The sequence below is a fragment of the Vibrio hangzhouensis genome (genome assembly GCF_900107935.1).
Taxonomy (GTDB): Bacteria; Pseudomonadota; Gammaproteobacteria; order Enterobacterales; family Vibrionaceae; genus Vibrio; species Vibrio hangzhouensis.
In genome coordinates this window covers 42,606-62,718 of the sequence record NZ_FNVG01000019.1, presented here as the reverse complement: position 1 = coordinate 62,718, position 20,113 = coordinate 42,606, and the positions used below count along the sequence as shown (strand labels likewise).

The 20,113-nt window shown below is 46.8% G+C and carries 23 protein-coding genes; 15 read left to right on the top strand and 8 right to left on the bottom strand.

What is annotated here, in order from left to right:
- Position 1 precedes the first annotated feature (1 nt).
- On the top strand, positions 2 to 436 hold the full coding sequence (gene csdE, locus C4S60_RS17130; protein ID WP_103881580.1) for a cysteine desulfurase sulfur acceptor subunit CsdE: 435 nt from the start codon (positions 2 to 4) through the stop codon (positions 434 to 436).
- A 49-nt stretch (positions 437 to 485) separates the two neighbouring features.
- On the opposite strand, the gene csdA is transcribed toward csdE, so the two are convergent.
- From csdA to C4S60_RS17110, 4 genes are all read right to left on the bottom strand, one after another.
- Positions 486 to 1,685 (bottom strand): cysteine desulfurase CsdA, encoded by a 1,200-nt coding sequence (csdA, locus tag C4S60_RS17125; RefSeq protein ID WP_103881579.1) that lies wholly within the window; start codon positions 1,683 to 1,685, stop codon positions 486 to 488.
- Positions 1,678 to 2,283, bottom strand: coding sequence for a DJ-1 family glyoxalase III (locus C4S60_RS17120; protein WP_103881578.1), 606 nt, complete (start codon positions 2,281 to 2,283; stop codon positions 1,678 to 1,680). The genes csdA and C4S60_RS17120 overlap by 8 nt, the downstream gene beginning before the upstream one ends.
- On the bottom strand, positions 2,276 to 3,169 hold the full coding sequence (gene panE, locus C4S60_RS17115) for a 2-dehydropantoate 2-reductase (RefSeq protein ID WP_103881603.1): 894 nt from the start codon (positions 3,167 to 3,169) through the stop codon (positions 2,276 to 2,278). Before panE ends, C4S60_RS17120 begins: the two co-directional genes overlap by 8 nt.
- Before the next feature lie 136 nt (positions 3,170 to 3,305).
- Entirely contained in the window at positions 3,306 to 4,088 is a 783-nt protein-coding gene (locus C4S60_RS17110; protein WP_103881577.1) for an outer membrane protein OmpK, read from the bottom strand.
- Between the two features lie 305 nt (positions 4,089 to 4,393).
- On the opposite strand from C4S60_RS17110, the gene C4S60_RS17105 reads away from it, so the two are divergent.
- The 3 genes from C4S60_RS17105 (at position 4,394) to C4S60_RS17095 (ending at position 6,352) form a co-directional block, all read left to right on the top strand.
- On the top strand, positions 4,394 to 4,990 hold the full coding sequence (locus tag C4S60_RS17105) for an LON peptidase substrate-binding domain-containing protein (protein WP_103881576.1): 597 nt from the start codon (positions 4,394 to 4,396) through the stop codon (positions 4,988 to 4,990).
- Between the two features lie 101 nt (positions 4,991 to 5,091).
- Positions 5,092 to 5,670, top strand: a complete 579-nt coding sequence (locus C4S60_RS17100) for an RNA polymerase sigma factor (protein WP_103881575.1) — start codon at positions 5,092 to 5,094, stop codon at positions 5,668 to 5,670.
- A 1-nt stretch (position 5,671) separates the two neighbouring features.
- Complete coding sequence (locus tag C4S60_RS17095; protein WP_103881574.1) at positions 5,672 to 6,352, top strand: ChrR family anti-sigma-E factor; 681 nt, start codon at positions 5,672 to 5,674, stop codon at positions 6,350 to 6,352.
- Between the two features lie 39 nt (positions 6,353 to 6,391).
- Here the strand turns inward: C4S60_RS17095 and C4S60_RS17090 are convergent, their stop codons facing one another.
- The 4 genes from C4S60_RS17090 to C4S60_RS17075 all read right to left on the bottom strand — a co-directional run bounded on the left by C4S60_RS17090 (position 6,392) and on the right by C4S60_RS17075 (position 10,230).
- On the bottom strand, positions 6,392 to 7,777 hold the full coding sequence (locus C4S60_RS17090) for an AmpG family muropeptide MFS transporter (protein WP_103881602.1): 1,386 nt from the start codon (positions 7,775 to 7,777) through the stop codon (positions 6,392 to 6,394).
- Positions 7,778 to 7,862: 85 nt separating this feature from the next.
- On the bottom strand, positions 7,863 to 8,411 hold the full coding sequence (locus C4S60_RS17085) for a peptidylprolyl isomerase (protein ID WP_103881573.1): 549 nt from the start codon (positions 8,409 to 8,411) through the stop codon (positions 7,863 to 7,865).
- Positions 8,411 to 8,980: a YajG family lipoprotein gene (locus C4S60_RS17080; protein WP_103881572.1), complete on the bottom strand. Its 570-nt coding sequence runs from the start codon at positions 8,978 to 8,980 to the stop codon at positions 8,411 to 8,413. Before C4S60_RS17080 ends, C4S60_RS17085 begins: the two co-directional genes overlap by 1 nt.
- A 119-nt stretch (positions 8,981 to 9,099) precedes the next feature.
- A complete protein-coding gene (locus C4S60_RS17075; protein WP_103881571.1) occupies positions 9,100 to 10,230 on the bottom strand; it encodes a methyltransferase in 1,131 nt (376 codons plus the stop codon).
- A gap of 149 nt (positions 10,231 to 10,379) precedes the next feature.
- On the opposite strand from C4S60_RS17075, the gene bolA reads away from it, so the two are divergent.
- The 11 genes from bolA (at position 10,380) to C4S60_RS17025 (ending at position 20,097) form a co-directional block, all read left to right on the top strand.
- Entirely contained in the window at positions 10,380 to 10,688 is a 309-nt protein-coding gene (bolA, locus tag C4S60_RS17070; RefSeq protein ID WP_103881570.1) for a transcriptional regulator BolA, read from the top strand.
- 503 nt (positions 10,689 to 11,191) lie between these two features.
- Positions 11,192 to 12,532, top strand: coding sequence for a Na(+)-translocating NADH-quinone reductase subunit A (locus C4S60_RS23715; RefSeq protein ID WP_208623284.1), 1,341 nt, complete (start codon positions 11,192 to 11,194; stop codon positions 12,530 to 12,532).
- 3 nt (positions 12,533 to 12,535) lie between these two features.
- Complete coding sequence (locus C4S60_RS23710; protein ID WP_208623283.1) at positions 12,536 to 13,777, top strand: NADH:ubiquinone reductase (Na(+)-transporting) subunit B; 1,242 nt, start codon at positions 12,536 to 12,538, stop codon at positions 13,775 to 13,777.
- Positions 13,767 to 14,549, top strand: coding sequence for a Na(+)-translocating NADH-quinone reductase subunit C (locus C4S60_RS17060; protein WP_103881569.1), 783 nt, complete (start codon positions 13,767 to 13,769; stop codon positions 14,547 to 14,549). Before C4S60_RS23710 ends, C4S60_RS17060 begins: the two co-directional genes overlap by 11 nt.
- Positions 14,549 to 15,181: an NADH:ubiquinone reductase (Na(+)-transporting) subunit D gene (locus C4S60_RS17055; protein ID WP_103881568.1), complete on the top strand. Its 633-nt coding sequence runs from the start codon at positions 14,549 to 14,551 to the stop codon at positions 15,179 to 15,181. The genes C4S60_RS17060 and C4S60_RS17055 overlap by 1 nt, the downstream gene beginning before the upstream one ends.
- A 7-nt stretch (positions 15,182 to 15,188) precedes the next feature.
- Positions 15,189 to 15,785 carry an NADH:ubiquinone reductase (Na(+)-transporting) subunit E gene (nqrE, locus tag C4S60_RS17050; protein WP_006075182.1) on the top strand — a complete coding sequence of 199 codons (597 nt, stop codon included), beginning with the start codon at positions 15,189 to 15,191 and terminating at the stop codon, positions 15,783 to 15,785.
- A 17-nt stretch (positions 15,786 to 15,802) separates the two neighbouring features.
- Positions 15,803 to 17,026, top strand: coding sequence for an NADH:ubiquinone reductase (Na(+)-transporting) subunit F (gene nqrF / locus C4S60_RS17045; RefSeq protein WP_103881567.1), 1,224 nt, complete (start codon positions 15,803 to 15,805; stop codon positions 17,024 to 17,026).
- Positions 17,027 to 17,167: 141 nt separating this feature from the next.
- On the top strand, positions 17,168 to 18,193 hold the full coding sequence (locus C4S60_RS17040) for an FAD:protein FMN transferase (protein WP_103881566.1): 1,026 nt from the start codon (positions 17,168 to 17,170) through the stop codon (positions 18,191 to 18,193).
- Between the two features lie 12 nt (positions 18,194 to 18,205).
- On the top strand, positions 18,206 to 18,439 hold the full coding sequence (gene nqrM, locus C4S60_RS17035) for a (Na+)-NQR maturation NqrM (RefSeq protein WP_103881565.1): 234 nt from the start codon (positions 18,206 to 18,208) through the stop codon (positions 18,437 to 18,439).
- 109 nt (positions 18,440 to 18,548) lie between these two features.
- On the top strand, positions 18,549 to 19,619 hold the full coding sequence (gene dinB, locus C4S60_RS17030; protein WP_103881564.1) for a DNA polymerase IV: 1,071 nt from the start codon (positions 18,549 to 18,551) through the stop codon (positions 19,617 to 19,619).
- A gap of 1 nt (position 19,620) precedes the next feature.
- Positions 19,621 to 20,097, top strand: a complete 477-nt coding sequence (locus tag C4S60_RS17025; protein ID WP_103881563.1) for a GreA/GreB family elongation factor — start codon at positions 19,621 to 19,623, stop codon at positions 20,095 to 20,097.
- Positions 20,098 to 20,113 lie beyond the last annotated feature (16 nt).

The window sequence follows — 20,113 nt, the reverse complement described above, 5'->3', positions numbered from 1 at the left end:
TATGTCACAGACTATTCAAAACCCGTTTGGCTCAGAGATCACGGCTGAGGACATTGTGTCAGTGATGGCCAACCTCAAAGGCTGGGAAGACCGATACCGACAGGTTATCCAGTGGGGAAAGAAGCTTCCGGTATTGGATGAGGCTCTCAAGCAGGAGAAAGTATTAGTATCGGGTTGTGAGAGTTCCGTGTGGCTGATCCTAGAGAATGTGGATGGCCACTGGCATATCCAGGCTGATTCTGATGCCAGAATTGTCCGCGGTTTGATTGCTATTGTGCTGGCGGCTTTTAACGGCAAAACGTCACAGCAAATTGTTGATTTCGATCTTGAACACTACTTTGAACAGTTGAATCTGATTAATCACCTTAGCCCATCCAGAGGTAATGGTCTCAAGGCCATTGTCGAGGTGATCAGAACTCAAGCCGCGACGTTCTGAACCACGAATAAAAGCGGTCATAGTTGTTATGACCGCTTACTCATTTCCTTTAAAGCATATCAACTGCTTTCTCTACGGCAGAAACAAACCTTTTGACATCTTCTTTGGTGTTGTAGATAGCAAATGACGCTCTGACCGTGCCTTTCAGCCCAAGGGCATCCATTAGCGGGTGCGCGCAGTGATGACCTGCTCGGACCGCGATATTTTGTTGATCAAGAAGCGTCGCGATATCCTGATGATGAACGCCATCCATGACAAAAGTGATGACGCTTGCCCCAGGTTGAAAGCCGATGATCCGGATGTCTTCAATGGCGGATAGCCCATCAAACGCTTGCTGCTGCAATGCGTGAATATGCTGTTCCAACACCGTGTTATCGTACTGACTCAACCACTCAATGGCACGTGAAAGGGCTAATACGCCAGCAACATTCGGTGTCCCGGCTTCGAATTTCCCAGGCAGTTCACTGAAAGTAGTACCATCAAACGAAACCTTTTCCACCATTTTGCCACCACCATGCCAGGGTGGCATCGCTTCAAGTAGGTGTAGTTTGCCGTACAATACACCGATGCCCGCTGGGGCATAGAGCTTATGGCCTGAAAACACATAAAAGTCCGCATCCAGTGCCTGAACGTCCGTAGGCTGGTGGACAATACCCTGAGCGCCGTCCACAACCACTACGGCATGACTGCGTGCTCGTACTCTTGGAATAATCCGATCAAGGGGTAACTGAGTGCCAGTTACATTAGTGACTTGAGCTACGGCAACAATCTTGGTTTTATGACTGAGCAAGTCGTCAAACGCGTTAAGGTCAAACTGACAGTCGGGTGTGATGGGAATTTTAACAACCTTTGCGCCGGTTTGCTCGGCGACAATCTGCCAAGGCACGATATTGGCGTGATGCTCAATTTCAGGCACAAGAATCTCATCCCCTGGCTGCAGAGTGTTTCTGGCATAGGTTTGAGCAATTAAATTTAGCGCTTCTGTGGCCCCACGTGTCCAGATGATCTCTTTGGTTGAGGAGGCATTAATAAACTGAGCGACTGTGTGTCTTGCCGCTTCAAAACGCTGTGTAGCAACAGCCGTCAACGAGTGTGAGCCACGGTGTACATTGGCATTTTGGTTGCGATAGTACTCGGTGATGCAGTCGATCACGGTCTGGGGTTTTTGTGTGGTCGCCGCGCTGTCCAAATAGACCAGATCACCATCAATAGCCGGAAACTGTGCCCGAATATGTGCCAGTTCAGTCATCGTATTTGCCCATCTTATGATAATGAAGCGTCGGGTTGGTTATCATCGGCTCGGCCACCTCCCAAGCTTTCTCTTTGCCACAGAGAGCTATGATGATTTCTATAGCAAACTCCAGAGCGGTACCTGGCCCCTGACTGGTAATCAGGTTGTGATTAATATCAATGGTGACGCGTTTTGCTCGCCAGCGATCCTCTGGAATGTGTGATTGAAAGCCGGGGTGGCAGGTCATTAACGCGTCAGGGTAGAGGTTGTGGTGTTGCAGGACCAACGCTGGCGCCGCGCAAATGGCTCCGAGCAGTTTGCCTTCGTATTTGTGTTGGCGGACCATTTCAACCAGCAACGTACTGTCGCGGAACGTCTCGGCTCCACCTACGCCTCCGGGCAAAGCAATCACATCAAACTCTTCATCTGCCACGTCAACGAGCTTACAATCGGCGGTTAATACCACACCGCGTGAGGCTGTCATGGTCAAGGCACCGTCGAATGCCGCGCTGGCAACGGTCACGTCGAAGCCAGCACGCACCATGGTATCAATGATGGTAATGGCTTCCATTTCTTCGCTACCCGGAGCGATGGGAACGAGTATTTTCTTAGTCATGTGAACTCCAGCTGGATTCAATCTGTTTGATCTGATTGTACAGAGCTAAGTTAGTTGGGATGGCGATACCGTGGTGCTCCGCAATGGAAACCAGGTAGCCGGAAATAAAGTCGATTTCACTCTGTCTTTTATTATAAATGTCCTGATGCATCGACGAGTAGTTTTGGGCGGTCGCAGTAATAACATCATAAACGGTGGTGTGTAATGCCTCGCGGTTCAGCGAAATTCCGACGACATTGGCGCAATCAACGGCTTCATCGATCACAGAGTAAATGGTCTGGCTAAACTGACTCGCGGCCAACTGGCCATTCTGACATTGATGTATCGCTGTCAGCGGATTGATCGCACAGTTGATGACCAGCTTAGTCCAAAGTGCGACTTCGACCTCAGGGTGCCATTTGACTGGCGCAAACGCATGATTCATTACCTCGGCTACAAATTTGCATTGACGCCCTTTGTCATTCCAGCCCCCAATAAGCGTCTGTCCAAGTCCGGTGTGTTTAACATTAATCGCAGACTGTTTGAGAGCACCATGAGTGGTTGTGCCTAACAGCACCGGGTGGGCTTCCAGTAATCTTGCTAGTCTGTCCACCGTCCCCAAACCATTGTGCAAAAACAGCAGGATAGTATCAGAATCCAGCTCAGAAAGCAGGGGAGTCAATGCTTGTTCAACCTGCCAGGCTTTGAGCGTAACGATCAGTAGATCACACTGCTTGAGGGCGCAGCGGCTGCGATTGGCGAGAGCGACCTCAGGGCTTTGGTCGATGCTGATAGTGACTGTGTCGGTCGCGGTGCGTCCCCAGACAGAGACGTTGTGTCCGGCCTGATGAAGTTTGTAAGCGTATAACGTCCCTACGGCCCCAGGCCCTAAAATGGTAATGTTCACAATATGGTATCGGTAGTGGCTGAAGCGAGAAGAATAGCAAAATTGGCAGGAAGTTTCGAAAGCAATATGGCAAATGGCAGGCACAAAAAATGGCGCCTTAGCGCCATTTTTTACGATACGTAGCTTCTATGAAAAATTAGAAGTTGTATTGTACGCGGTAGATCAGTGCATCACCGTAGTGTTGCTGAGCTCCACTCTCGCCATATACACCTAGCTTGTTGTTGAAGTAACGGTATTGGATGCCCGTCGCTAGATGCTTCGTTGGGTGCCAGAAGAAGATCAGAGCACCGTTAAGGCCGTTTTTACCGCCTTGGTTTTGTGCGTATGCGTCGTTGCGGTCAAATTCGATTTCGTTCCAGTTTACTAGCGAGAAATCTTGACTGCCCAGGTTAAACGCGTAACGCGCTGTCCAACCTGCCATGTAGCCATTGCTACCATTTACGTTCTTGTTTGGTGAGAACGAGTCCCAAGATGTGATGTCATGAACACCAACCCATGGTTTGAAGAACCAGTTATCACCTTTAAGCGCAGTATAACCAAGACCTAGTACGCGGTTGGTTTCGCTTTGGAACGGGTTATCGTGGTGGTAAACCTGACCGTATAAAGACACGCCAGAATCACCAAGGTAAACGTGCGCCGTACCTTTCATTGAGTTCTTTTGCTCAGAAGAGCTTTTTTCCACGCTTTCACGGTCGTAGAAACCGTAGATTTCACCCCAAGTGAAACCTGCACCACCTTCAAGACCAAGAACGAACTGGTTACGGTTGCGACCGTCTTGACCATTCTCGATCGCATTTGGACCGTGATCCCAGCTTTGGTGATCAAGATAAACACCGCCGAAGCCGTATAGATATTCCGCTGAAGCTGGCACTGCAGATACTGCTGCAACAACGCCAAGAGCTAAAAGTGATTTACGCATAGTGTTAACTACTCTTTAAGTTGTACTGTAATTAGCCGCCAATCCGTGCGAACTCATCCGATGGGTGAGCATGATAGCGATTTATATCCCAAAGTAAATGTGCAACATCGCAAACGGTTGCGAAAGTTTGTGAGTAGGCTCACAAATAAATCAAATGCCAGGGAACCAATCCAAATGGTCTACAATTTAACCAATATTAGCAATCGCGGAAGTAATGGTATGGCGGATTGGATTCATGGTACTTATTCTGATCTTGTCAGGATCGGTTGCGTATTAGACGTAGTGAAAAAAATAAGGATAGTCTAATGTCGCGAATTATGCTGTTTCCATTGAGGTCGGTCGTTTTGCCTGAAGGAAAAATGAGACTGAGAATATTTGAGCCTCGCTACAAGCGGATGGTGACAGAGTGCCTGAAAAATGAGTCTGGATTTGGCGTGTGTCTGATCAGCGGTGAGGCTGGTGCCGTTCCCAATAACGTGTCTTCTGTCGGTACGTTTGTCAGTATTGTCGACTTCGAAACGTTGGAAGACGGTATGTTGGGAATTACAGTGTCAGGCATCAGGAAATTTCATATCCTTCATGTTGACGCAGACACCGATGGGCTCAGAAATGCCGAAGTCGCTTGGATGGAGAGTTGGCCTCCTAGTGAATTTAGTGATGAAGAGCAGTTCTTGGGAGAGCGACTTCAGGACGTTTACAAGAAATTCCCCCAAATTGGTGATCTGTATCAGCACCGCTTTTTTGATGATGCATCATGGGTAGCACAGCGTTGGCTGGAAGTACTACCTCTGGACTGCAACCACTTTGAACATTTGATTTCCCAGGACGATTGCAGCACCACTTTAGCTTTTCTGGAAGAGGCGTTTCGGGCGGACGATGCCAGCCGTGAAACTCGACATTGAAAAAAACTCATTAGATGTGATCGTGTTGACTGTGAAGACGTAGAATTAAAGAGTGAATGATATGACAGGTCGTTCTGTCATCATGTGTAAGGGATAAAGGTATGACAACAGACAGTCCAGTTGCTTTGAGCAGGCAGGAATGGTCGGAGTGCATGGAACGCGTTAAGCAGCGTGACAAAGCATCCTTTGCATTCCTCTTCAATTACTTTTCGCCCAGGCTGAAGCAATTTACCTTCAAACACATGGGTAATGAGCAAGTCGCTATTGAAATGGTTCAGGAGACAATGGCGACTGTCTGGCAAAAGGCGCATTTATTCGACGGTAGTAAAAGTTCTCTGTCTACATGGATTTATACAATAGCCAGAAATCTTTGCTTCGACATGTTACGCAAGCAGAAAGGGAAAGAACTTCATGTTCACGCCGACGATATCTGGCCCACCGATTATTGTCCGCCTGACTTTGTGGAGCATTATTCTCCGGAAACAGATCGTCTGAAAGAGCAGATCATTCGCTTCCTTGATGAACTTCCGAAAGCACAGCGAGAGGTAGTCAGAGCGGTCTACCTCGAAGAGCTTCCTCATCAACAGGTGGCAGAAATGTTTGATATACCATTGGGTACCGTGAAGTCCCGTTTAAGACTGGCGGTTGAGAAGTTGAGACATTCAATGGAGGCGGAATAAGATGAGCTATCACCCTGAAAATGAACTTTTAAAACGATACGCAACTGGTGAGATAGACTCTGGTCACGGTGTTGCTGTGGCATCTCATATCGACTCTTGCTCTCATTGTCGTAAAATCGTCGCTGATTTTGAAGAAGAGGCTGCTGAGGAGTTAGTGGCGGCCGGCAGCGAGGGCACCCTTACAGGTTCAGATTTAGAAATCGTTTTCGACAATATGCTCGAAGATATTATGACACTGGATGAGGATTTCTCGGAGCCCAAGTCAAGGAAGCCAGCGCTCGTCAAGGTTAATGGTAAGTCTTTTCGAGTGCCGTCAGCGCTCACTCCGCTGGTCGAGAGAATGGGCGAATGGCGCAGTTATGGGGGTAAGGTTTTTACATCCAGTATTGATTTGAATGAGGATTGTCGGGTGAGTCTGTTGTACATCTCACAAGGCGTACAGGTTCCTCAACATACCCACAAAGGATTTGAATCGACACTGGTGCTGCATGGTAGGTTCAGTGACGAGAAAGGAACCTATTCACAGGGAGACTTCATTCGCGAGGACAGCCGAACAAAACATTCGCCGCAGACCCCGCCTGACCAAGATTGCCTGTGCCTGTCTATTTTGACTGAGCCTATGATATTTACCCAAGGGGTGGCTCGGATATTCAACCGGTTCGGCAAAGGTATGTATCCATAAAAAAACGGGCGAAAGCCCGTTTTTTTATGCCGTGATTTATCAACTGACAATCTTAGTCTCTTCCTTAGTCTCCTCACACGATTCGACTTGTGTATCTCGCGCTTTGGCTTTTTCCAGTAAATCGTGGAAATAGTGGCGCAGTGAGTACAGCATGAGCAGGCTTGGAATGACCATCAAAGAGGTGATGACAAAGAACAGTGCCCAGTCGTTGAGCGCATCAACCAACTCTCCGCTGAATGACGCCAGTGTGGTTCGGCCGAAGTTCCCTAATGACGCTAACAAAGCGTATTGAGTTGCGGAGAAAGCTTGACCCGTTAGCACTGTCAGGAAGGATACAAACGCAACGGTGGAGAAGGCCGTAGTAAAGTTGTCGACGATAATGGTTGCCAGGAACAGGTGTTCGCTTGGACCCACTTTCGCGATCCAGGCAAACATCAGGTTACTTGCACTCATCGCAATACCGCCAATCATTAACCCTTTCACAATACCAAAGCGGACATTGAACATACTTCCCAGAAGCGTGAAGGCGATCGTCGCACCCCAGCCAATGAGTTTGGAGTAATAACCAATCTGTTCATTACTAAATCCAATTTCCTTGTAAAACGGAATGGACATGCGGCCCAGGAAGGCCTCACCAATTTTAAATAAGAACACAAACAGTAATAAGGTAATCGCGACCTGAACACCGTTACGACGGAAAAAGTCGAGGAAAGGTTCGATCACTGTGACCGAGAACCAGCTGACGATATGGTTACCCACCACTTTTTCATGGCGTTGTTCTGCCTTAGCTTGCAACGCTTCACGTTCTGTAAATGGTTCGCCAACAAACAGAGTGAACAGCATAAGAATTATGATGATTCCGGCCATACCATAATAAACACCGTTCCAACCCATTGCATCGGCATTGATAAATGCCAGGTAACCAGGTAGTGAATAGCCGGTCCACCAGCCAATAACTGCCATTGCCGAGGCTTGTGGCAGTTTGCTGCTCTCCGTTTTTGGGAAGGTATCAATACGGAAAGCATCAATAGCAATATCTTGTGTCGCGGAAGAGATGGCGATACACAACGCAAGCATGGAAGTAAACATCAGATCGTTGGCTGGGTTTACGCCGGCGATGAACAAAGTGGCAACAAGGATGAAGCTCTGGCAGAGAAAGATCCAACTACGACGCTGTCCAAGGGCTCTATGTAATATCGGCAGTTTTACCCTGTCGACCAACGGAGCCCAGAGAAAGTTGATGGCATAGACGGCAAATACGGAACCGAAATAGCCAATCGCCGCACGAGTTAAGCCTGCATCTTTTAGCCAGCCAGACATGTTTGAACCGATGAGCACCCAAGGGAAACCACTTGAACACCCTAACATAAAGACCCAAAGTAGCCTTTTATCCCAATAGCTCTTGACGGTTTCTTGCCAAGTCATTTTATGTTCCACGTGCGTGCTCCTTGCGAAGGTGAATAGACGAGAAAGCAGTGAGAGAGGCGAACCTCTCTCATATTGTTATAGTTTAGTCTTCGATACGCTGAATTTTAGTAATTACAATAGGTTCTAGAGGAACATCACGCATTCCTCTTACACTGCGTGTCGGTTTCTGTGCCATTTTCTGGACAACATCAAATCCTTCGATAACTTGTCCGAACACGGCATAGCCTGGGTTAGTCACACTGTAATTAAGAAAATCGTTGTCGACGAAGTTGATGAAGAACTGTCGTGTGGCAGAATTCGGATCCTGAGTTCGTGCCATGGCGATGGTCGCTGCATCGTTATCCAAACCGTTGGATGCTTCATTTTTAATAGGTGCATAAACGGGAAGACGATTAAATTTACTGTCAAAGCCGCCGCCCTGAGCCATAAATCCAGGTATTACCCGGTGGAACTGGCTGTTTACATAACTACCGTCATCGACATACTTCAAAAAGTTCTCCACCGTTACCGGTGCTTTTTGTTCATTGAGTTCGACCACAAATGAACCGAGGTTAGTTTCCACTTCAACTTTAGGACCCGCAAACACGGTTGTCGCAACCAAGGCCAGTGAAGCAATCAAAGATTTCATCATCAGAAGCGCTCCTTCATGTAGTCTTGCAGTTCAGTATCTTTAGCAATCTCTTTCAAAACAAGGTTGACCGTATCGTTTAATACCGTTTCAATTTCGTCATTCGATGCACTCATTAACCCTGAACGTTGTGCCTTGCCGGTATAGGTTTTTACCAGTTTTCCTTGCTCGTTTTCGGCAGTAAGCTCAAGAACAACGGTGGCGTTCATGTCGTTTTCCATGACGGTATGTTTTACCGATACCAACGCTTCCTGAACTTCGACTTTGAGAGCGTTTTTACTGTTGACAGTGACGCGATAACCCTGAGAAGAAAACTGATTGACCAACGCATTTTCGATGCCAATCCTGACATTCTGTTTGGTATGAACGGGCGTGATGTTGGCACGACCGTTATCCAGTAGAGCGACGTACTGAGCGGTACGCACATCTTGACTCGACAGAGACATCGATTTGCCTTCGACCAGTTTAGCCGCTGAGGTTGCCGCTGTCGGGGCAAAATTAATCTGTTCTTGTTGAGGGCCTGCACACGCTGCAAGCAATACGACTGAAGCCGCCAGGACAAGCTTTTTCATTGATGATTCCTTTTCACACTCATGGAAACGATGAGTAACGTTTCGACGCGGTGTCTTTGTACATAGTATCCGATAATTGCTGTGATTGATGTTTGTCAACGGCAACTATGACTCAAACTTTACTTAGTTGCCTGTAAAATAACAAATTTGGCGTTAGATGCGACAAGTCTTACCTTGTGTTTGCCAAACAGCCTAGCCAGCTTTTTATCGTATCCCAGGTGACGGTTGCCGATAACCAATAATTCCCCTTCAGAGCGTAGAACATGCTTTGCATCACAGAACATCTGCCAGGCGATGTGGTCCGTCACTGCTTGTTGTTGGTGGAAAGGGGGATTGCACACAACAAGATCCTGACTCTGACCTTCAAAGCCATCCAGACAGTTGTTGGCAATGAACTGGCAGTTTTTCTGGTCTAATTGGTTGATTGTGAAATTGTGCTGTGCTGACGCTATCGCCATATAGCTTTCATCCACGGCTGTCACCGACGCTTCAGGGTTCAAACGTTTGAGTTTCAGTGACAGAACGCCATTACCACAACCAAGATCAATGATGTCGCGATATCTAAGGTCGGCAGGGAGGTGATCAAGGATAAATCGAGCACCAAGATCGAGGCTTTCTCCTGAGTATACGTTAGGAAGGTTGCCTAACGTCAACGACTCTTCCTGGACTGGCCAGGTTGTGTAGGGGTCAATGGATGAAAGGCGGTCGGAATTGAGCTTAGAAAACACCAGACGGTGTTTTTTCCATGCCAGTGATGTGGTGGTCTCACCGGCATATTTTTCAAATAATTTCAGTGTAGAAGAGTGGATCTCCTTTGCTTTATTGACTGCGATTAACGGGCAATGTTCACCATAGTGGCGACGGACTTGATTCAGTTGCCAGGTCAGGTAACGATTATTACGCGGGATCTGCATCAAAACGAGATCAATATGCTGCGGCCACCCGTCGGTTGAGGTGAGTAGCTTTATATCGCGGCATTGATTGAGTGCAAGATTATTTTCAATTCCTTTGTGTGAAATAAACGAGTCCGTTAGCGTAGTCACCTGATGTTGGCTCGAAAACCAGCAACTCAATGCGCCAAAACTGTCATTGAGGATCAGGATACGAGAGTCAGAGGCTAGCCCTAACTGCTCTACGTGGTTAATCAGATATTCATCGCCGGCATCCCACGCCTGTAGTTGTTCATTGGAAAGCTTTGGGTAGCGGTACAAAGTGTAGGAACGGTCTTGGAGAGTAAGTTCAGTCTTCATAATGATGCAAATTGGTGACAATGGTTGTATTTTGACAAAATCCCTGAACATTAGCCAAGAAGAAAGTGATTTAGGGGAAGATTATTGATTAAGTAAAGTATATACTTTACCGACTAAATAAAAATAACAGTTACGCCCAAGGAAGTAAGATGATTCAACAAACCATCGAGCAGAAGCTCCATCAAACTTTCAATCCCATACATCTGGATGTTCGCAACGAGAGCAACATGCACAATGTTCCCCCGGGCTCAGAGAGCCACTTTAAGGTCATTGTGGTCAGTGAGAGCTTCGAAGGCGAGCGTCTTGTCGCGCGGCACCGTAAAGTCAATTCTGTTTTGGCTGATGAACTTGCGGGTCCGGTTCACGCTCTGGCAATTCATACATACACCCCAGACGAGTGGAGACAGCAAAATGGTCTTGCTCCGTCCAGTCCTAATTGCGCAGGCGGCGGCAAATAAGTCTATACTCCATCTGGTTTGAGTGCGGTGATCTACTATTTTGTAACAAACGATCCTGAAGCATAATTTGAGTCAATGCCCCCCTAAAGAGGTACTGCTGTTCTACCTCTTTAGGGGTAAAAATATTAACAGTGTTTCAACATATATTGTTGTGTGATTTTGTTAAAAAGTTATATTTCAGAATATGAACAAGCTAGTCGCCAATTTTTAAAAGGGTTAATAAGACTATGTGCGTTCTGTCAAAGTTATACATATTGGTAACCCTAGAGATAACAAAAGTTTCGAAATAATGGGGCTATTGCCGGGATTCGTCATGGCATCCCCTTCGCAAATGATGCTAAACTACCGCACCAGAAAAATCTCGCAGTGATTCTATGACGAGATTGTTAAAGTGATGTTGCTGCTTTGGCGCTCAAAAAAACCAAAGCCAGACACTTAATGTCGTGTCTAATGTTACGCAATTTAAAAGAATCTTTTTCCCGATAAAAGTAGTGCAAGTGCGTATGATTACAATAAAGAAGGGTTTGGATCTTCCTATCGCAGGAACTCCTTCCCAGGTGATTAATGATGGTAAGTCCATCACTAAAGTCGCCTTGCTTGGCGAAGAGTACGTGGGTATGCGTCCAACGATGCATGTTCGCGTGGGTGATGAAGTGAAAAAAGGTCAGGTTGTTTTTGTAGACAAAAAGAACCCTGGTGTTAAGTTCACTTCTCCAGCAAGCGGTAAGGTTATTGAAGTTAACCGTGGCGCGAAGCGTGTCCTACAATCTGTTGTGATTGAAGTGGCGGGCGACGAGCAAGTTACTTTCGATAGCTACACAGCAGACCAACTAGTGGGTCTTGATCGCGATGTGATTAAAGCTCAACTGGTTGAATCAGGCCTGTGGACTGCGTTGCGTACTCGTCCGTTCAGCAAGGTACCGGCGATCGATTCAACAACTCAAGCGATTTTCGTAACTGCTATGGATACTAACCCATTAGCAGCAGAGCCAGAATTGATCATCAACGAGCAAAAAGACGCGTTTGTTGCAGGTCTTGACCTCCTGTCTAAACTGACAGATGAGAAAGTCTATGTTTGCAAAAAAGGCACCAGTCTTCCTCGCTCAAGCCAATCTAATGTGAAAGAGTTTGTTTTCAATGGCCCGCACCCTGCAGGTCTTGTTGGCACTCACATGCATTTCCTGTACCCAGTGAACGCTAATAACGTGGCCTGGAGTATCAATTATCAAGATGTGATTGCATTCGGTAAGCTCTTTACCACTGGTGAACTCTACACTGACCGTGTTATTTCACTTGCTGGTCCAGTAGTCAATAACCCACGTTTAGTGAGAACTCAACTAGGTGCAAGCCTGGAAGAGGTGACGGATAATGAACTGATGCCTGGCGAAGTACGAATCATTTCTGGTTCGGTTCTGTCTGGTACTCATGCCACAGGTCCTCACGCTTATCTTGGCCGTTACCATCAACAGGTGTCTGTGTTGCGCGAAGGTCGTGACAAAGAGCTATTTGGTTGGGCAATGCCAGGTAAGAACAAGTTCTCAATTACTAAATCATTCCTTGGTCACCTATTCAAAGGTCAGTTGTTCAATATGACAACGACAACCAATGGTAGTGATCGTGCAATGGTTCCAATCGGCAACTACGAGAAAGTGATGCCACTTGATATGGAGCCAACGCTATTACTTCGTGATCTATGTGCTGGCGATCAAGACAGCGCTCAGCGTCTTGGTGCGCTTGAACTAGATGAAGAAGATTTGGCGCTATGCACCTTTGTTTGTCCAGGTAAGTACGAATACGGTCAACTCCTGCGTGAGTGCCTAGACAAGATTGAGAAGGAAGGGTAATCCATGCTTAAGAAATTTCTCGAGGATATCGAGCATCATTTCGAGCCAGGTGGCAAACATGAAAAATGGTTTGCACTGTATGAAGCAGCGGCAACGCTATTCTACACGCCAGGTCTTGTCACGAAACGTAGCTCGCATGTCCGTGATAGCGTTGACCTAAAACGCATCATGATCATGGTTTGGTTCGCGGTATTCCCAGCAATGTTCTGGGGTATGTACAATGCAGGTAACCAAGCCATTATGGCACTTAACCATCTTTACACGGGCGCAGAGCTTGCGGGTGTTATCGATGGCAACTGGCACTACTGGCTAACTCAAGGTCTTGGCGGCACGCTAGGCACCGATGCGGGTTGGGGCAGTAAGATGATCCTGGGTGCGACTTACTTCCTGCCTATCTACGCGACAGTCTTTATTGTTGGTGGTTTCTGGGAAGTGCTGTTCTGTATGGTGCGTAAGCACGAAGTGAATGAAGGCTTCTTTGTTACTTCTATCCTTTTCGCATTGATCGTTCCGCCAACACTTCCTCTTTGGCAAGCAGCGCTAGGTATTACCTTTGGTGTTGTTGTCGCGAAAGAAATCTTTGGTGGTACGGGTCGTAACTTCCTTAACCCAGCGCTTGCTGGCCGTGCTTTCCTATTCTTCGCTTATCCGGCTCAAATCTCGGGTGACGTAGTATGGGTTGCGGCTGACGGCTTCTCTGGTGCAACAGCACTGAGCCAATGGGCACAAGGTGGCGAAGGCGCACTAATTAACAACATCACTGGTCAAACAATCACTTGGATGGATGCGTTCATCGGTAACATCCCAGGCTCGATTGGTGAGGTATCAACGCTAGCACTGATGATTGGCGCGGCAATGATCGTTTACATGGGTATTGCGTCATGGCGCATTATTGCTGGTGTAATGATCGGTATGATTGCAGTGGCCACTCTGTTCAACGTTGTTGGCTCTGACACCAATGCACTGTTTGCAATGCCTTGGCACTGGCACCTGGTTCTGGGTGGCTTCGCATTTGGTATGTTCTTTATGGCAACGGACCCTGTTTCTGCATCGTTTACTAACAAGGGTAAATGGGCATACGGTATTTTGATTGGCGCAATGTGTGTCATGATCCGTGTGGTTAACCCGGCGTACCCTGAAGGTATGATGCTAGCAATCCTATTTGCTAACCTGTTCGCACCTCTATTCGACCACTTTGTGATCGAGAAGAACATCAAACGGAGAGAAGCACGCTATGGCAAGTAATAACGATAGCATTAAAAAGACGCTGTTTGTTGTTATCGCGTTGAGCTTAGTGTGCTCAATCGTTGTATCGCTTGCAGCAGTAGGTCTGCGTGACAAGCAACGCGCGAACGCATTACTAGACAAACAGTCAAAAATCATCGAAGTAGCCGGTATTGAAGCGGAAGGTTCAGTTGCTGAGCTTTACAGCCAATATATTGAGCCGCGTCTGGTCGATTTCACCACAGGTGAATTCGTAGAGACAACGCCTGATGGCAGCGATGCAAACAGCTACGATCAGCGTAAGGCAGCGAAAGACCCATCGGAGTCTATTCGTCTTACTGCAGACCAGGACTTTGCCAAGATCATTCGTCGTGCAAACGTAGGTACCGTGTATCTGGTTAAGCAAGACGGAGAAGTGAGCAGCATTATTTTGCCAGTTCACGGTACAGGCCTTTGGTCTATGATGTACGCGTTCGTTGCGGTTCAAACAGACGGTAATACTGTGAACGGTATTACATACTATGAGCAAGGTGAAACTCCGGGATTGGGTGGCGAAATCGAAAACCCATCTTGGCGCGCACAGTTCGTTGGCAAAAAACTGTTTGATGAAAACTTCAAGCCAGCGATTGCAGTCGTAAAAGGTGGCGCACCTGAAGGTTCTGAGCACGGTGTTGACGGTCTATCTGGAGCAACACTGACAGGTAACGGCGTTCAAGGTACGTTTGACTTCTGGTTGGGTGATATGGGCTTTGGTCCATTCCTAGCAAAAGTTCGTGACGGAGGTCTGAACTAATGTCTAGTGCTAAAGATATGAAAAAGAGCCTGTTGGTGCCGGTGTTGGATAACAACCCGATCGCACTTCAAGTTCTTGGTGTGTGTTCTGCTCTTGCAGTAACCACAAAGCTAGAGACAGCATTTGTTATGACGCTGGCAGTAATCTTCGTTACTGCATTGTCTAACTTCTTCGTATCTCTAATTCGTAACCATATTCCAAATAGCGTGCGTATCATCGTTCAGATGGCGATCATTGCATCATTGGTAATCGTGGTAGACCAGATCCTGAAAGCGTATCTATACGATATCTCTAAGCAGCTTTCGGTATTCGTTGGTCTTATCATTACCAACTGTATCGTAATGGGTCGCGCAGAAGCATTTGCTATGAAGTCTGAGCCTTTGCCATCACTTATCGATGGTATTGGTAACGGTCTGGGTTATGGCTTTGTTCTTATTACTGTTGGCTTCTTCCGTGAACTATTTGGTTCGGGCAAGCTGTTCGGTATGGAAGTACTACCACTAGTGAGTAACGGTGGTTGGTATCAGCCAAATGGTATGATGCTACTAGCGCCTTCGGCGTTCTTCCTAATCGGCTTCCTGATCTGGGTAATTCGTATTATCAAACCAGAACAAGTAGAAGCGAAGGAGTAAGGTAGTCATGGAACATTATATTAGCTTACTGGTTAAGTCGATTTTCATCGAAAACTTGGCGCTCTCTTTCTTCCTAGGTATGTGTACATTCCTAGCGGTATCAAAGAAGGTGAAAACGTCTTTCGGTCTGGGTGTAGCGGTTATCGTGGTGCTGACAGTAGCAGTACCGGTAAACAACCTGCTTTATAACCTGGTTCTAAAAGAAAACGCGCTGGTTGCAGGTGTCGACCTTAGCTTCCTGAACTTTATTACCTTTATCGGTGTAATCGCAGCACTAGTACAAATCCTAGAGATGGTACTGGACCGCTTCTTCCCACCTTTGTATAACGCACTAGGTATCTTCCTACCGCTAATCACGGTTAACTGTGCGATCTTTGGTGGCGTATCATTCATGGTACAGCGTGATTACAACTTTGCAGAGTCAGTCGTTTACGGCTTTGGTTCTGGTGTGGGTTGGATGCTAGCTATCGTTGCGCTAGCGGGTATCCGTGAGAAGATGAAGTACTCTGACGTACCTCCTGGTCTGCGTGGTCTTGGTATCACGTTCATCACTGTAGGTCTGATGGCACTAGGCTTCATGTCTTTCTCTGGTGTTCAACTGTAAGGTATAAGGAATAGTCAATGGACATTATTCTTGGTGTAGTGATGTTTACGCTGATTGTTCTAGCCCTGGTTTTAGTGATTTTGTTCGCTAAATCTAAGCTAGTACCAACAGGCGACATCACGATCTCTGTAAACGGCGATCCTGAGAAGGCAATCGTAACTCAACCAGGCGGTAAGCTTCTGAGTGCTCTGGCTGGTGCTGGCGTATTCGTCTCTTCTGCTTGTGGTGGTGGTGGCTCTTGTGGTCAGTGCCGCGTGAAAGTGAAATCTGGTGGTGGTGACATTCTGCCTACCGAGCTTGACCACATTACAAAAGGTGAAGCGCGTGAAGGTGAGCGTCTGGCTTGTCAGGTAAACATGAAGACTGACATGGACATCGAACTTCCAGAAGAAATCTTCGGTGTTAAGAAGTGGGAATGTACGGTTATCTCTAACGATAACAAAGCGACATTCATTAAAGAGCTTAAGCTACGGATTCCAGATGGCGAATCAGTACCTTTCCGTGCTGGTGGTTACATCCAGATCGAAGCTCCGGCTCACCATGTTAAATACTCAGACTTCGACGTACCAGATGAGTACCGCGAAGACTGGGACAAGTTTAACCTGTTCCGCTACGAGTCAGTGGTTAATGAAGAATGCATCCGAGCATACTCAATGGCTAACTATCCAGAAGAAGAAGGCATTATTATGCTGAACGTGCGTATCGCTACGCCGCCGCCTAATAATCCTGATGTACCACCTGGTATCATGTCTTCGTTTATCTGGTCGCTTAAAGAAGGTGACAAGTGTACTATCTCTGGTCCATTTGGTGAGTTCTTTGCGAAAGAAACAGACAACGAGATGGTCTTTATCGGTGGTGGTGCAGGTATGGCACCTATGCGTTCGCACATCTTTGACCAGCTTAAGCGTCTGAAGTCTAAGCGTAAGATGTCATTCTGGTATGGTGCTCGTTCTCGTCGTGAGATGTTCTATGTAGAAGATTTTGACGGCCTACAGGCTGAAAATGACAACTTCCAGTGGCACGTAGCTCTGTCAGATCCGATGCCAGAAGATAACTGGGATGGCTACACAGGCTTTATCCACAACGTCATCTATGAGAACTACCTCAAAGATCACGAAGCGCCAGAAGATTGTGAATACTACATGTGTGGTCCACCGATGATGAACGCTGCTGTAATCGGCATGCTGAAAGACCTCGGTGTAGAAGATGAAAACATCCTTCTTGATGACTTCGGTGGTTAATCACTTTTGAAGTGAAAACATGGCTGGCTCATGTGAGCCGGCCATTTGTGTTTTAAAAGAGTCGAACATTTTAGAGTAGTTCTGTTTGCGTCAGCTTTGGCATAAACACAAATACTTTTAATAACATAGGTGAGTAAGGGCATGTTTCATCTAGCTCAAAAAGCAAAATTCATCATTCTGGGTTTCGCTGCTGCATTGGTACTAACCGCATGCGGAAATAACCGTGAGCAGGTACACCTGAGTGGCCCGACAATGGGTACTATCTACAATGTTAAGTATATCGTCACAGACAATACACCAAAGCCAGAAACGATTCAGGCAGAGATCAACCGACTACTTGAAGAAGTGAACGATCAGATGTCGACCTATCGTCAGGATTCTGAATTGAGTCGCTTTAATCGTTTTTACGGTACAGAGCCGTTTCCTGTGTCTAAAGAGACCGCAATAGTGGTGAATGAGGCCATTCGCCTGAATGAAGTGACCCTAGGCGCGCTAGATGTGACGGTCGGTCCTTTAGTAAATCTCTGGGGCTTTGGTCCAGAAGCCAGACCTGAGGTAGTACCAACAGAGGAGCAACTGGCAGAAAGAAAAGCGCAAACAGGTATTGAACACCTATCAGCGACAGAAGTAACGCTGAAGAAAGATCTTCGTAGTCTGTACGTGGATCTGTCGACTATCGCAAAAGGCTGGGGCGTCGACGTTCTGGCGAATTATCTTGAGAACATTGGTATTCAGGATTATATGGTAGAGGTGGGCGGTGAAATGCGTTTGAAAGGATTAAACCGTGAAGGCGTAAAGTGGCGTATCGCAATTGAGAAACCGTCGGCGGATGAGCGTAATGTTCAGGAAATCATAGAGCCGGGTGATATGGCCATTGCCACGTCAGGTGATTATCGCAATTACTTCGAGAAGGATGGTATTCGCTACTCTCACATTATCGACCCATCAACGGGCAAGCCGATTGACAACAAAGTAGTGTCGGTAACCGTACTCGATAAGTCATCAATGACAGCGGACGGTCTGGCAACCGGACTGATGGTTCTGGGTGAAGAGAAGGCGCTAGAAGTGGCTGAACAGTATAACATTCCAGCATTTATTATTGTAAAAACAGAAGACGGTTTTGAAGAGCTAGCATCCGAAGCATTCAAACCTTATCTGAACAAATAACGGGTTATCATCATGAGTACATTTTTAATCACATTTGGCGTCTTTCTGGCCGTTATTGTTGCGATGTCCGTAGGCTATATCTTCCAGAAAAAAGTTGTTAAAGGTAGCTGTGGTGGCCTTGGCGCTGTGGGTATCGACAAGGTTTGTAATTGTCCTGAACCATGTGATGCACGTAAAAAGCGTGAGGCACGTGAACAGGCTCGAGCAGAAAAACTCGCGGCCTGGGAAAAAGACCGAATCGCATAATCGAATCTAATACAGTTGAAAAGACCAGAGTTAAGCTCTGGTCTTTTTGTTTGAGAAAGGGCGAAAAAGTCGTATACTTTAGCTGTATAAATGAACAGTAAATAACATCGTGTCAGACACCATTCGCAAATTTATTCATGTGGATATGGATTGTTTTTATGCAGCTGTAGAGATGCGCGACAACCCCCACTATCGAGGAAAACCACTGGCAGTAGGCGGTAGTGAACGCCAGCGCGGAGTGATCAGTACATGCAATTACGAGGCGAGAAAGTTTGGTGTGCGCTCAGCGATGCCGACTGCGCAGGCATTGAAGCTTTGTCCAAACTTGCTTCTGGTGCCTGGCAGAATGCACGTCTATAAAGAAACTTCAAAGCAAATACGGGAAATTTTTTCTCGCTATACTTCTCTCATTGAACCCTTGTCACTGGATGAAGCTTATCTTGATGTTACGGATTCACCTCACTGTCAGAACTCGGCAACACGCATAGCACAAAGTATCCGTAATGATATCTGGAATGAACTTCATCTGACGGCATCTGCTGGGGTCGCTCCCCTTAAGTTTCTCGCGAAAATAGCTTCTGATATGAACAAACCCAATGGCCAGTTCGTTATTCCGCCAAGTCAAGTACAGCAAGTGGTCGATGAGCTTGACTTAGGCAAAATCTCAGGCGTAGGTAAGGTCAGTTTAGAAAAGCTCAACAAAGCGGGTTTTTACACATGTCTGGACATACGCAATAGTGATTACCGTGAGTTAATTGTCCGTTTTGGCCGCCTGGGGGCGTCACTGTGGAAGAAGAGTCATGGAATTGATGAGCGAGAAGTCGTAGTTGAGAGAGAGCGTAAATCCATAGGGGTAGAGCGAACTTTTAGCGTCAACATCGAAAGCTTTGATGAGTGTTGGCAGGTGATTGAAGACAAGCTTTACCCTGAGTTGCAGGAACGACTAAACCGTGCTCAACCGAAACGCAATGTCATCAAGCAGGGAATTAAGGTAAAGTTTGCGGACTTTAAACTGACGACCATTGAACACGTTCACAACCAATTAGATCTTGCCTATTTTAGACAGCTTCTTCGTGAAGTTCTTCAAAGGCAGCAGGGCAGAGAGATTCGGTTACTAGGACTTAGTGTGATGCTTGAGCCTTTGGAGCAGGCACGGCAGCTTTCAATGTTTGAGGAATGATATGGATAAGAAAGTGCTGCTGAGTGCAGTGATTGATGAGCTAGAAAGTAAAGTCGCGACTTTAGTCTCGGCGATGGAGCAGACTGTCGATGCAGCAACAAACGAGGAGACAGTGCCGGAGCATAAATACGACACACTGGCCTTAGAAGCCTCTTATCTTGCTCATGGGCAGGCAATGCGTTTAGAACAAGTTAAGAATGATATAACGGCGCTTAGAACAACCGTATTACGTCCATTTTCAGGTGACAATAAAGTAGGGCTAACAGCGTTAGTGCAGTTGGAGGATGATTCAGAGCGCACTGCCTGGTACTTTGTTTTGCCTTGTGCTGGTGGGATAAGTATACCCGGTTATGGTGTCACAGTGGTAACCCCGCACTCTCCGTTAGGAAAGTCGCTGCTAGGACAAAGTCGTGATGAGGAAGTGAGTCTTTCTATCGCAGGGAAGGTCTGTCACTATGCTATTATCTCGATCGAATAATCGTTGTTGACTAGGA

Coding starts and splice junctions, on each gene's coding strand:
- C4S60_RS17040 (WP_103881566.1), top strand. CDS start 17,168: ATGTTTCATCTAGCTCAAAAAGCAAAATTCATCATTCTGGGTTTCGCT.
- nqrF (WP_103881567.1), top strand. CDS start 15,803: ATGGACATTATTCTTGGTGTAGTGATGTTTACGCTGATTGTTCTAGCC.
- C4S60_RS17100 (WP_103881575.1), top strand. CDS start 5,092: ATGACAACAGACAGTCCAGTTGCTTTGAGCAGGCAGGAATGGTCGGAG.
- nqrE (WP_006075182.1), top strand. CDS start 15,189: ATGGAACATTATATTAGCTTACTGGTTAAGTCGATTTTCATCGAAAAC.
- C4S60_RS17075 (WP_103881571.1), bottom strand. CDS start 10,230: ATGAAGACTGAACTTACTCTCCAAGACCGTTCCTACACTTTGTACCGC.
- C4S60_RS17025 (WP_103881563.1), top strand. CDS start 19,621: ATGGATAAGAAAGTGCTGCTGAGTGCAGTGATTGATGAGCTAGAAAGT.
- C4S60_RS17055 (WP_103881568.1), top strand. CDS start 14,549: ATGTCTAGTGCTAAAGATATGAAAAAGAGCCTGTTGGTGCCGGTGTTG.
- C4S60_RS17110 (WP_103881577.1), bottom strand. CDS start 4,088: ATGCGTAAATCACTTTTAGCTCTTGGCGTTGTTGCAGCAGTATCTGCA.
- nqrM (WP_103881565.1), top strand. CDS start 18,206: ATGAGTACATTTTTAATCACATTTGGCGTCTTTCTGGCCGTTATTGTT.
- C4S60_RS17120 (WP_103881578.1), bottom strand. CDS start 2,283: ATGACTAAGAAAATACTCGTTCCCATCGCTCCGGGTAGCGAAGAAATG.
- C4S60_RS17090 (WP_103881602.1), bottom strand. CDS start 7,777: ATGACTTGGCAAGAAACCGTCAAGAGCTATTGGGATAAAAGGCTACTT.
- C4S60_RS23710 (WP_208623283.1), top strand. CDS start 12,536: ATGCTTAAGAAATTTCTCGAGGATATCGAGCATCATTTCGAGCCAGGT.
- C4S60_RS17105 (WP_103881576.1), top strand. CDS start 4,394: ATGTCGCGAATTATGCTGTTTCCATTGAGGTCGGTCGTTTTGCCTGAA.
- C4S60_RS17060 (WP_103881569.1), top strand. CDS start 13,767: ATGGCAAGTAATAACGATAGCATTAAAAAGACGCTGTTTGTTGTTATC.
- C4S60_RS17095 (WP_103881574.1), top strand. CDS start 5,672: ATGAGCTATCACCCTGAAAATGAACTTTTAAAACGATACGCAACTGGT.
- C4S60_RS23715 (WP_208623284.1), top strand. CDS start 11,192: ATGATTACAATAAAGAAGGGTTTGGATCTTCCTATCGCAGGAACTCCT.
- C4S60_RS17080 (WP_103881572.1), bottom strand. CDS start 8,980: ATGAAAAAGCTTGTCCTGGCGGCTTCAGTCGTATTGCTTGCAGCGTGT.
- bolA (WP_103881570.1), top strand. CDS start 10,380: ATGATTCAACAAACCATCGAGCAGAAGCTCCATCAAACTTTCAATCCC.
- csdE (WP_103881580.1), top strand. CDS start 2: ATGTCACAGACTATTCAAAACCCGTTTGGCTCAGAGATCACGGCTGAG.
- csdA (WP_103881579.1), bottom strand. CDS start 1,685: ATGACTGAACTGGCACATATTCGGGCACAGTTTCCGGCTATTGATGGT.
- C4S60_RS17085 (WP_103881573.1), bottom strand. CDS start 8,411: ATGATGAAATCTTTGATTGCTTCACTGGCCTTGGTTGCGACAACCGTG.